The organism is Candidatus Berkiella cookevillensis, from assembly GCF_001431315.2.
Lineage (GTDB): Bacteria > Pseudomonadota > Gammaproteobacteria > Berkiellales > Berkiellaceae > Berkiella_A > Berkiella_A cookevillensis.
This window is the reverse complement of the sequence record NZ_LKHV02000001.1, coordinates 1,641,399-1,654,165: the sequence shown is the minus strand read 5'-3', so window position 1 is coordinate 1,654,165 and position 12,767 is coordinate 1,641,399. Positions and strand designations below refer to the sequence as shown.

The window sequence follows — 12,767 nt, the reverse complement described above, 5'->3', positions numbered from 1 at the left end:
TAAAGTAGGCGAGCAAGATCCCCATGGCAATGAGGAAAGAATAGAAGGCAACCAGAACCACAAAGGGTAGACATAGAACCTTCAGGATGGTTTGCACATTCTGTGACAGTTGTCTGCCCCATATTAAGAGGACAAGAATTGGGATAAAAGTTATTAACAACGCAAGCATTTTCATTCAACCTGGTCAAATTTTGTACAATCTCTCATAAGCACGTAAAACTCAGCTAAATTTTTAATACCTTAACGCTACGAGCAGCTTATTCACAACATTATGCACACAATCTGTGGAAAAAACGAGAGAGAAGTTAGTTTAATATCATCTTCATGTTGGTTAGCTTGTAAGCTATACAATAAATATCTCATAAAGTTGCATGGCTTTGCAATAAATGGATTCAAAGCGAGAAAAGCTTGCAGAATGCATATAAATCTCATAATTTTAAACGATAGTTGTTTATTGTTAGGAGATTTATTTCATGCTTGATTCTTTATTAAAATCCATCAAAAAGAAAAAAAAAGATCGTGATCAGCGCAACCAAGGTGAGCACAACCAAAGAGTAGAAGATGTGTTGCCTCAAGAAAGCGAAGAGACCGGCTCACAACCATATTTACCTGCATTTACTGCATCGACTACTGCATCGGCAGTTAGAGAGATTCCAAAAGAAAGTCCCTCGCTGGAAAACTCAGAAGAACCTTTACCAGCCTTTACTCCTCCTCATGAATTTATTCAACAGGGTGAAGATATGTGGCATGTAGGGTCTCCTCCAGGCGTTCATCAATATCGTAGAAAATTCTAAACCGATAAAGAGAAGTCGTTATATAAAAGGAGGAGCTAATGTTAGGGCTTAAAAAATTACTTGAAAGAAAGCAAGAAAAGAATGATTCAAGTTCTCTGCAATACGAATTAGAATCTCTTCAGGCGAGAGAAAGTGATGAGAAAAAAGATGCCCCCGTTATAGATGAGGCAAAGGTCTCCCCCCTAACCTTAAGCTTTTCTTATGATTCGTTTAAACCAAAGTCTTCTCCGCCTATCCCTATTAGAACGCCAAGAAAAAGAACATTACAGCAGCCAGAGCCAGAACTCGAAGCAGAAATTTCTTCTTCATTGCCAATGTGGGGGCCTGTAAAAAGTAATAAAGAGGAGTGGTGCAGCACTTCTTATCAGCTACATGAGACGTCAGTAAAGAGCGTAGAGAATTTTGATGAATTCTATGTGGGTTCTCCTCAAGGAGAGGAGAGAGAAAGATATCTAAAAAATTTTTTTAAAAAATAACTATCTATTCTATTGGGAAGCAAAAGATGCCACAAATTTTGTTAGAGTTGAGCCACAATATTATTGAAAAGGATGTGAATGAAGCGCTTCTTGAAATTCATACCATTCTCAGTGAAAAACTACCTACTCAGCTACGGAGCTGTAAAACACGCGTAGTCAGACAAGAGCATTTTTTAATTGGTGGGGGAGAAAAAAATAATGCTTTTGTATACTTATCAATCGGTGTTATTAAAGGAAGAAGCCAAGAGCAGTTAAATGCTATTGGATTAATGCTCATGGATGTGTTGAAAAAAGCATTCCAACAATCAGTTAGTAGTTTGGATGTGCAGTTAACGGTTGCAATCCAAGATTTACCAGAAGTATACCTAAGATATAGTCCCTAAGATATCCATCATCACAGGACAGCCACCTTAAATTCAGCACTGGATAGAGCGGCTACCAGTATTAGTTGGTTTATGCGTTATTCGTGATGATAAAGCTGTTGGTTCTATTCCAGAGATGTCTTTTAATTGGATGTCCTGAATTAGAGAAGGGTTGCTATCTTAGGATTGAAGTCATAGATATAATGAGGCAGTTTTAAATGATTGAAGATTAGAAAGAATACAGGGACAGAGTTAGTATGTTAAAAAGTATAGGTTTGCGCAATAAAATTGCGCTTGTTATTTTGCTAATTTCTTTTGTTTTTCTATTTCCTGGTGTTTATTTGTCCATGTTGACGATCAATACACAAGGCTCAGTAAATTCTGTGGTTGGTCATTTGGGTGTTGAATTTTTTAACACCTCTAATTCTATTTTAAAAACAGTCTATGATTTATTTAAACAGGAATACTATTTTGTATCAATAATGATTCTTCTTTTTAGTATTATTGTGCCAGTTGTTAAAGGAATATTACTTATTTATGTGATTTTGATTAAAGATAAAAAAATAGCCAATAGGCTTTTAAATTTCATAAAGGCCATTGCTAAATGGTCGATGTGTGATGTGTTTGTTGTTGCGACTTTTCTTGCATTCTTATCAACGGGTTCTCGCTCAAGCGGTAATACACATGAAGCATCGATACTAGGTATTCCTATTGATATTAATATTCTTGTTAATATGAACGCTCAATTAGAAACTGGTTTTTATTGCTTCTTGACATACTGCTTGTTATCGCTTTGTGCTTTGCAACTTTATGAGGAATTACCTCTTGAGGAAAAATTTTCTCAGTAAATGCTGGGGCAGAATTGGTTTCCAGATATTGCATTCACAACATCTAGAAACCAATTTGTATATTGAGTATGTAGAGATTTTTAGGCGATTTTATGCGGCAGGGCTAGCGATGGATTTTCTTCGAATTTCATCCTTGAGCACCCCTTCATTAGAGCTGCAACCAATTTCCAAGCCCGCATAATATGCTTTTGAATAGTAATAGCAGGTTGGGCTAAAGAATCCCTTGGTATATCCAAGATATGTCCCTGCTTCGGTACCTTTCTTCAGTGCATATAATTCAGAAGCATTGGATATTTTCTCAATCTTTGTGATCGAGTCATAGTTGCTCTTAGCATACAAGCGCCATGCGGTTCTTGCTGCAAAAATCGCACTGGTTGCCGTACTGCCCAACATGAGGTATGCCCCAAAGCCAAGCGCAAAATACCAATTAACAGCAAAGGCTACGGTCCATATCGTTGAGATAGCAAAATTAATAGCAAGCTGCGATTTTTTGGTTAGCGCACTATCAATCCAGCTCATCTTAAAATGCTGTAGTGCAAAGTTAATGCCCGCTCTAAACAGAGAATTCTTCAATCGAATGAAGTAAGAGTAAATGGCTTGTTTACACTCTTGAAATTTACTTTTAATAGAGAAGAAACCAATTTTGTCACGGTGTCTTGCATAAGCTTTCAGGCGAGCATATTCCTCTTTTGTATGAGCAGGGTGCTTGTGCGTTTCTGGATAAAAATAAGCATCATGCAAAGTTTTCCATGATTTATTTGTTAAGACATTACTTGCTTCAGGTGTTGTTGCTGGTTTTAATTTTCCGTCTTGATGCAAAATTTCTTTCAATAGAGAAAAGGTAACAGCCTTGCTTGGGTGTAAGCTTAAAAACTCTTGCTCTAAATAGTTTAGCTTATCCTCTGCATTGTCTTTGAACCAAGTTAAAGAGCTATAATTTGCTGCTAAATACACAATATCTGCATTAAAGAAATAAATTTGCTCTCTTAATCTGTCTTCATCTTTATGTTTTTGCTTTGAATCAGGCTGAATACCTGCATATGGAATGCCACTGGGGGTATCAATCCAAATATGACGATTTTTAGGTAATGTGCTTTTCTTTAGCTTCTCACGCAATTCATGTGCTTCTTGCTGAGTAATCAACACTTTGCTTAGTTTTTCACCATCTTGAATGCTCATTACATAGAACAAAGGTTTCTTAAAGCTATTGATCTTGTCTGCTGGCGTACTCTTACAAGTATTATAAAAGTTCTCTGTAACTTGGATATTGTTATCAAATTTCCAATTTCTTGGTTTTTTATGTGCAGTGGCAATTTGCTCAAGACTCATCAGAGATATATTTGGTTTTTTATATGCAGTGGCAATTTGCTTAAGATTTATCAGAGATATAGTTTGACCTACATTATAAGTTGCGAGATCTATCTTATCCCAAGATTTATAAACACGCTCTTTGACATTTGCATCTTTGACTTCAATTTCATTTTCTTTTTGATTTTGAAGTTGGTTTTGCACTTCAATTTGAGAAATAACTTGATTGTCACAATTGCTTTGAAGCGGAGATGGCTGATGCTTTTTACAAATTTTTATAGATTTAGCAATGATTTGATTCATTTGCTCGCTAATTTGACTAAGCACCTTGGTGTCGATCTTTTTCTGAGCATTTTGTAAGCAATTTTTCCAAAGTGTAATGGCTTGTTCTTGTGCCATTTTAAGCAGATTTTCTGTTTCAATGATTGATTCAGGCATGCCGTATTTATCAAAATAAGAGGCATTATCAAATTGATACAACATTTCTTTGTAAGCATCTGAAAATATCATCTTATCCATAATATTTTTTGAGGTTTTAATTTGGTTTAATACCTCATGTCGCACAACATTGTTGATTTTATTAAATGCTGCTGACAAATGTTCTTCCATAAGCGTTTTTGCCTGATATTCTAAGCATAGATTTAAGATTGTTTTTACATCCCATTTTTTAATCATGGGATATTCTTTAGCAAGTGATTGCATGACAGCAAATTCGATGTGATGAGAGTCTTTTAAGTCTCTCAATCGCATCACAGCTTGCAATAAATCTCTTAGCATTACTTTTTCACTAACCGTTACAATACCAATGGTGTTAGGTGCTTGTTTGATGTCAGTTCCAGTTGTATGTGCTTGATCATAATAGCTAAAATATTGACTGCTCTCACAATCCAATTTGCTTAAAATATTATCGCTTGATCCTAAAACAAGTGGTTCTTCATGCTCAGGATTATGTCCTACTTTTAAAGCACACAATACATTGTCTTTGTTGAAGTAAAGTATGTGCTTAATATCTAATTCAGGTTTTTCAGCATAAAATTCAGCAAGTTTGTTTGCAACTTGTCGGTTTGAAATACCTTTGAATTGTGCGCCCACATCAATAATAGCTCGAACATCTTCTAAAGAAGAATGATTTTTCAATAAATTAAATAAAACTTGAGCGTTATTCTGATCTAATATGTGGGTTTGTCGTTCTTTTCTAAGCAAGTGTGCTATGGTCTGCCCATCTGTTCCAAGACTTTCGGTGTTGTCACGACGAATACTATCGTGGAAACAACGGTAGTTATAATCCGTTCCTGTGAAGCCAACTGTACTGCGGTATGCTGATACATGGTTTTGATCATTTGAACAGAGGGTCAATGGATTAGATAACACATGTGGTAAAATATATTCTGTTAGACAGAATTCTTTTACTTTTTGTGAGTCTTTAAACTTCTGATGTAAAAGATTAATCTTCTCTTGATCACTAAGATCTAAAGATTTGAGATCGATATCATTTCCAAGCATGGATTTGAAAAGATTTTCAATCCGATGGATTGGCTGTTTTGAATATGTATTTAGATTGATTTCTGCAAGTAATCTAGATTTTAAATCAGTCAGCATTGTTTTAAATATATGCGCAGAGATACTTTGTACCAAATGTGTTTGGATAGTGTAGTTCTTTGTCAGCAAATGATTTTGAAACTTTGCAGATTCATTGGGTGTATTGTTACTTACATATGGAATTGCAATTTCTTTATCCATATCGTTCTTTTTAGGATCATGGGATAACCCAAAATTCTCGTATAGTTTTCGAGATAAAGAGGTTGGTAACAAGCGATTTAAATGCTCTTTATATACAGCTAAGATCGACTTAGATTTTAAAGGCATTTTATTAATACAATCAGGGACTTTAGTGAATTTATTTGCTAAAAATCTATCTACTTCCGCTAATTCTGATGTCGTTAGTTTATTTAAGAGTAATGCAATGGGTGATTGCTTGCTGTTTACAAGATGTGCACGCAGTTTCTCTAGCATCAACTTTATCGTTTCATCACTTGGTTTTTCAGCTTTTAGAGTAACAACATCGTGAAGGTTAACTTTAGTGCCACTTACATTGTGATCAATGTGTGCAAAGGCTTGGTATAAAGCAATAATCGATTCAATAATATATTGGGGGGTTGGCTGTCCATCGCCAACGGTATAAATTAATTGATCTCTGGTTCTTAAGTTGAGATCAATCTCATCGATGATTGCATCACCTTTGTTTTGAATAAGGTTAACAATATCGTCAAGATATTTAATTTGTTTTTCCCATTCAACCAAATCTTCTTGTGGGTTTGTAAGCACATCGATATATTTTAACTCAATAGATTGAATGCTTTCTCGTGTAGTGACAATATATTCCTTATTTGCAATAACAGAGCGTAAATGCTGTCGCATACGATAGAAATATTTTGAGTCAGTATCGATATTACGGTTAAATTTTAACAGGTTTCCTTTTTGATCTAATTTCTTAGAGACAGATTGTAAATCGTAGAAATTAGTCTCTAAGAGTGCACCAGGAACTTCGATGATCGTTAAGTTTGTTCCGTTAGCACGTAACTTCGCTAATAGTGGTAATAATACTTTTGACTTACCACCACCCATGATTAATTGAATCGCGACACTCTCGTAGTTACCATCGCCTTTTTGCTTAAGTAGCTTTTCCAGTATGCTAATTTGTTTCGGAAAAACAATCTTGTTATCAAGATATTCAAACAGCAAAATATCTCGATATTTATTTACGTCATAACAACGACGTAGGCTTAGTTCTAATCCTAATTGATTTAACAGAGATTTTTGGTTGTCAGCGCTCAGTTCATTGGACTCAAGCTGTTCTATAAGCTTTAAAATTCGCTGATATTGTTGTTGCAGTGTTCCTTCAACAAGATACTGTTGAGTTAATTGCATTAAGCGCTCAGCTTCATCTTTTTCGAGATGGAGCTTTCTTTGTAAGTCGCTTAAGCATCCTTTAGAAAAATATTTGAATGCATCTTCTATTGTCAATTCTTTTCTATTTTTCGATTGTAATGCTAATTGCCATTCTAATTGAGCTTTAGGATCTTTAGGCCCTTTATTCATAAGCGTTACAATAGTATCGTGTAATGCCTTATGAGCATCTTTATGATCTGTTATTACGGTATTAATTTCATGCTTTAATTGATTGCGGGTTGCAATAGGACTTAAAGCTTTAAACCACTGACCTTGTAGAAGTGAAGTATTTATAGTATCCGCTTTTCCTTTCACATAGTCCTGATTGGATTCTGTTATAAGGCTTTGATAGAAGAGATCACTTTTGTTAGCGTTGGTGCTAAAAACTTTTTCTGTGCGTTCAGTACTATTTTTTGTTTTGGCGTTTAACTTTGCGTTTAGTTTAATTCTTTCCAAAATCGTATCTAGATTTTGCAGTGATGTTTTATCGCTGTATTTTGTTTGTACATAAGATTTTTCTGTTATCTTCGACATAAAGCGGATATCTTGCTTTTTGCCTGTGCTTTCTTGTAGCGCAGGCATATCGAATTTAATAGATTGATGTGATAAGGCAAATTCAATAGCCTCTCTTGCGTTATTGATATATCGGCTGTTTCCAACGCTGTTAATAATTTTTATGTGGCCACTGAGATTATTTTTGATCTTGTGGACATTTTCATATTTAGTAATGATTTCATTAACCTTGTTTTTGTTTGAAATCATTGCTTTTAATAGCGTAAAAAAACTAATCTGTGGCGCGGGTGTAAATACCTCGGGTAATTTAATTTCGCCCAGCGTGTTCATTAGACTTATCAGGCTATCTGGCAAGCCTAATTCTTCTGCCTGCTGTTGATCTAATCCGTCAAAATTAATATTAGATTGTTGAGCTTTGCTTTGAGGGATTAATGTTTTTAATTTTGCATTCAAGAAGTTATGTAATTGCGCTTCTTTTTTAGGATTGCTCGTTGCTTCTTTAAATAAACGCATATAATTGGCATTTATTGCTTCGTAGCTTGTGTTTAATGTCAAATCATCTATTTTGATTAAAGCTGTTGTCCCTGCTTGACTCCCTAATGACTCTGGTAATCTCGTATCACGTTTTGTTAGATCATATGTCTTGTCAGATAAGATATCGATTTTAGGTGTGAAATGGTATTCTTTTAAGAGCTTAGCTTTTATGATATCAATACGTTCTGTTGTTTGTGTCGTAATTGCTGCAACATTCGTATTTAATTTTACTAAGCTATAATATTCTTTTAAAAGATTTTTCAGTTCTTTTTTCTTGGTTTGGATGTCAAGATAAAAATCAGGTTTATCTTGTTTTACGAAGTGAATGATAGCCAGTTCTTCGCCTCGGGTTAAGCGCATTGATTTGGGAATAAAATCTTTAATGATTAAATATTCTCTTAGACTACTTTGTGCAGTAATCTTGAATGTTTGGAGATATTGGCTAAGCATTTCAATTTTTTCTTCTGTCAATGCTGTACCATTTTCAGATGAATCTTGGTTTTTTAAACTTTCAATCATGCTGCTGATGGTATGACCTTGTCGTAAATATTGCACAATTACATTGCAAGCAAGTATTTTTATTGCTTGGGTTGTTGTTGATGGCATGTTTACAGCTGTCGTTTTATTGTCTCCAGCCATTGCAATTGTGGCGATGGCTTCTAGTTCTTGTGGAGAACCAAGGAACATATGAGCATATTTCTTTAAGACGTCATGTCCTTTCTCTTTATTTAAGAATAATTGATAAAGGAGAGCAAGAGAATATGCATCCGTTGTTGAAGCTGGTTCAAGTTCGTGCCCTTGTCTGGCATGGTAGAAGGTGGCATATTGTTTAGGTGTTACTGTTAACTGTTCTTTGTCTTTATCTACATCGAATTTTGCTATTAATGTTTTAACAGGTTTTTGTTCACCGTTATTATTTGGCAAATTTGCCAATATAATTGATTTATCGTAGCCCTCAAGAGATATGTTATTGGACTTAAGTAAGCAAAGATCTTGATCGTTATCACTTATATAATATAGATTTTCATTAATAAGCTGAGAAGTGAAGCTTAAGTCATATCTTGGTAAATGAATATGAATTGCATTTGTTGCTAGATCTTCAGAGATCTCAATGAAGTCAGGATCCTCAAAAGAGGCTAAAAATGTAAGATCGCTAGGAGATGTTAAGGCCTCTTTGGATAGAAGTCGCTTTTCTCTATGGCCATATTCATCTAACAAATAGGCCGCTTTGTCTTGTGCTGAGTAGATAAGCTTTTTATGCTTAGTTGCTTTGTCAACAACAAGGATGTCTCCCTGCTCAGATTCCCAAATAAGATGTTGCTTATTAATGAAGGTAGATGGAAGAATATTTTGAATACTTTGGTATTCTTCAGGCGCTTGTTTTAATTGGTACCATTGGGCTGGTTCGTTTTCTTTTGCCATTTTTTTCTGAATGACAAACTTATCATTGAAAGAATATTGGCCGTCCTCTATTCTGTATTTTTCGTTTTCAAACATGAATGTGTATTGGTCATAGCTGAGCCTTTGTGAAATAATATCTTCGTTGCCAAAAAGCTCTTTAAAGCTTTCATTTTGATACATTTCTTTGGGTAATGGTCTGGATCTTAAATCTTTAGCTATGATTTCAGCATTGATAAGATCAATGCTGGTGTCACCACTGGTGATATGAGGGAAATCGAATTTTGCCCTCGCAAATCTGAAATCGACAGCGAGTGTACTAATCACATCTTTAATAACTTGCCGCGTTGTCATTTCTGGCTTGGATATCGCGTAGGCCTTTAAATCATGCAAAGCATAGTCAAATTCTTTATTTAAAAATGGATTGTTTACAAGATCTTGAGCGTAGCGCATGCTGAAATTTAGTTGGTAAACTTCTGTTAGTTGCGCCTGCGTGAGTGCGCCTTTTAATTTTAATTGATTATTGAGCTCAATGATTTTCAGTGCTTGTAGATCCTTAAGCATCTTAGTTTCAAAAGAACTTTTTTCCTTGATGTTTTGCAGTTTAATCTGGTTGTTATTAAATAGCTCTGCAATCCTATCTGTTTCTGCCAGTATTTTTTTGTAAGAATCCAAATCTTTATTTGCAGATGTGAGTGTCTTTCTTAAAAAAGTATTTAATTTTAAATAAAAGACAAAAGGTTGTTTGAGACCATCATGTGTATAAAATTTTAAACTCGACTCCATTATTTTTAGCAATGATAAAATAGCACCTGGGTTTTCTTTTATTTCACGTGCCATTAAACCTTTGTCAAATAAGAGCATGAATACAATATTTTGAATATCTTCTGAATTGATATTTGTGGCATTTGATTGCAAATATTCAATTGCCGCAACAACTTGAGATTCTGGGCATGCGCCAATTTGGCTAAGAATTCTGCGCAAGTCTAATTTTTTATCAATGCTGTTAGCATGAAGCTTGATTTGAATATTATTGGGGGTTGGTTTTTTTGTATGCCTTTTTAATTCAATCTGAAAATCTTTCTGGAGTTTCTCGTCATTGATAGGATGTAGCTTTTCTAGCGGGTTATTACCATACATTGAATAATAGTATGATGAACCGTGTTCATGGCTATATATCTCTCCAGTTCGTTGTTGAGAATATTTTAGATACTCCCAGTTTTTTTCATGAGTTGTTTCATCATATGTTGATGAATAGATTGAATTGCTTTGGGTTAAATAGTTTTGTATTTTATTTGTCAGAGTTCTATATGTTAAACATAAGCTTGCATTTCTGTACTCATTAGGATACTGAGAGGCTAATGTCTTAGCATTTTCGTGAAAATAATGCCCAGTATATTGCTTGGCTTTTTGGGTATTTCCTGTTTGGCCTGCAGCTTTTTTTAGCGCTTGGTTTTCACTAACAATTAAATCCAGATACGATAATCTGTTCATTTTAATATTTGATTCTTTTCTCTTGAGAATATCTTGAATCTCTCGCAATCTAACATGTGTTGTACTGTTTGTTTCTGTAAAATAGTGAGATCGTACGCTGTTTTCGAATACTCTATGTCTAGCAGGGAGTTTATCTTGCTCTTCTTTCTCTAACAGATTTAAGTATTTTAGTACTGGATGAGAGATATTGGGCATATTTGCTTTTAAAATCTCAGAAAAAGTGATGTCATCATTCACTGAATATAAATTTTCTAGAACATCTGCTCTTTTTTCGAAATTTTTATTTGCAATGAGTTCCAGCACTGCAATAGCACTGTAGAGTGCAACTTGGCGTTCACCATGCGGTAGACCATCATATTTACTACACATTTTTAAATAAAGATTTACAAAATTTTGTAAAGTTAATGCAAAATCATGTATTTGAGTTGTATTTTGCTGATTGACAAAATCATCTGTCAGTGGCAAGGCATTCAAAAACGTTTCAAATTGCTTAATAATTTGAAGCGGTTGCTGTTTTTCAGTTTTCTTTGAAGACTTTCCATGTGCAGCGGATAGAGGGGGGGGATTAGATGCCTGCGCTTTTTTTATAAACTTTTGCATGATGGCATTTGCTTGATCTAAGTTTTTTATCTCTGGTATGGTTTCAATGCTATATTCATTTTTCGTTGGCGTTGTTAATGCTGGAACAGCTTTTTTATAGAAATGATTTAACCTTTGAGGTCTATAGTTAATTTGTTGTTGAACAGGAGGAAGAAAAGTGCTGAGCCTTTGTGCATCAATTTGAGGTGCTGGTTGTGGAGCACTGACCAGTTGTTGGGCTCTTTGTATGAGTTGTTGTCCAGTTTTCTGACGTTCAACGCTAAAATTCAGTTTTTTTGATATATCTTGTAGTTTTAATGTGAATAAATTAGCAATATTTTCTATTTCTTGTTGGAGAGGACGAAAGCGTTTGATAACATCTTCATTTTCGTTTAGAAGTGTTTCAAAAGCATTTTTTGATATCTCATAGTCTACTTCATTAAATTGTTCCGACGTAAGTGCTGTGTTTTTTAGAAATGTTTCTAATACTTTCCAGGCAGAAGAGCCATTGGGTTGTGGTTTTATAGTAGATGTGTAATAAGGCGTGCTGTTTATTTCCTCTCCAGAAAGAAAGGTGATTTGCCCTATTATATGGCTTGAATATTGTTCTGGCGTGGGCAATGTTTCATTACCAAGATCGGGTAAAGCAGGTGTAAGGCATTTTTCAATAAAAGCGTTAAAATTTGCTTTAGAAATATTTTTGTAATTAGCACATCGAAATACTCGCACAGGTGAATACTGTTTATTTGTTTCTGGATGATCCGTGCTTGTGTGATTGTGAATACCAATGCCAGTATTCCAAACAAGAAATAGCATTTCACCATTTTCTTGTTTTCTAAATTCACAGAGTAAGGCTGTGTTTTTTTCTTGGTTATTTGATGAGATAGGAATGAATACACGATTGTGCTTATTTAAACTCTCTAAAACTTGTGTTGATAATTTTGTTAATGTGTTTTGATAGAGTGTTTGTACGCCTTCGTCTACATTTTTTTTATTTGTGTCTTTCTTTTTGTATTTAGCATTAAGTTGTACTGCTTTTCTTGAAAGAGGATTTGTTTGTGTTGTATTTGTTGTTTGTGCAGCTGTTGCTGCACGCGCCTCGAATTCTTCTTGCTTTTTCTTAAGTTCATTCGCTTGCTTTTCAATTTCATCTAACAGCGTTATGGCTTGTTTCATGCAGAGCTGTGCGGATTGAGTATTTTTTTCTAATTCACTTAGATTGAGCTTTGAGCAAGAGGGCAGTTTTATGGTTTTATTACTAAGGCTTGATAAAAAATTGGACGTATAACAAAGAGCTTCGGAAAATCTGGGATTACTTATTTGTGCTGATTCTGTTGGCTGGTAGTTAAGAATATTTGCAAAGAGCATGAAATAATTTGATTGGGGGGGGCTCTTGAGTGAATTTTGATCTGCCATATATATAAAACCTACTACTGCATAGAAAAGGTTTTGTATAGTAAATTAACTTATTTGTGAAATCAAGCTTGCTTATATAAAAGTTTGATAATTTGT

At 34.6% G+C, this 12,767-nt stretch carries 5 protein-coding genes; 4 read left to right on the top strand and 1 reads right to left on the bottom strand.

Annotated features, from left to right (window positions below):
- Window positions 1-473 precede the first annotated feature (473 nt).
- The 4 genes from CC99x_RS07070 (at window position 474) to CC99x_RS07055 (ending at window position 2,480) form a co-directional block, all read left to right on the top strand.
- A complete protein-coding gene (locus tag CC99x_RS07070) occupies window positions 474-794 on the top strand; it encodes a hypothetical protein (protein ID WP_057624763.1) in 321 nt (106 codons plus the stop codon).
- Window positions 795-832: 38 nt separating this feature from the next.
- Window positions 833-1,270, top strand: a complete 438-nt coding sequence (locus CC99x_RS07065) for a hypothetical protein (protein ID WP_057624762.1) — start codon at window positions 833-835, stop codon at window positions 1,268-1,270.
- Window positions 1,271-1,296: 26 nt separating this feature from the next.
- Entirely contained in the window at window positions 1,297-1,653 is a 357-nt protein-coding gene (locus CC99x_RS07060; protein ID WP_057624761.1) for a 5-carboxymethyl-2-hydroxymuconate Delta-isomerase, read from the top strand.
- 236 nt (window positions 1,654-1,889) lie between these two features.
- A complete protein-coding gene (locus CC99x_RS07055; RefSeq protein WP_057624760.1) occupies window positions 1,890-2,480 on the top strand; it encodes a paraquat-inducible protein A in 591 nt (196 codons plus the stop codon).
- 90 nt (window positions 2,481-2,570) lie between these two features.
- Here the strand turns inward: CC99x_RS07055 and CC99x_RS07050 are convergent, their stop codons facing one another.
- On the bottom strand, window positions 2,571-12,671 hold the full coding sequence (locus CC99x_RS07050) for a DUF3638 domain-containing protein (protein ID WP_057624759.1): 10,101 nt from the start codon (window positions 12,669-12,671) through the stop codon (window positions 2,571-2,573).
- Window positions 12,672-12,767: the final 96 nt, after the last annotated feature.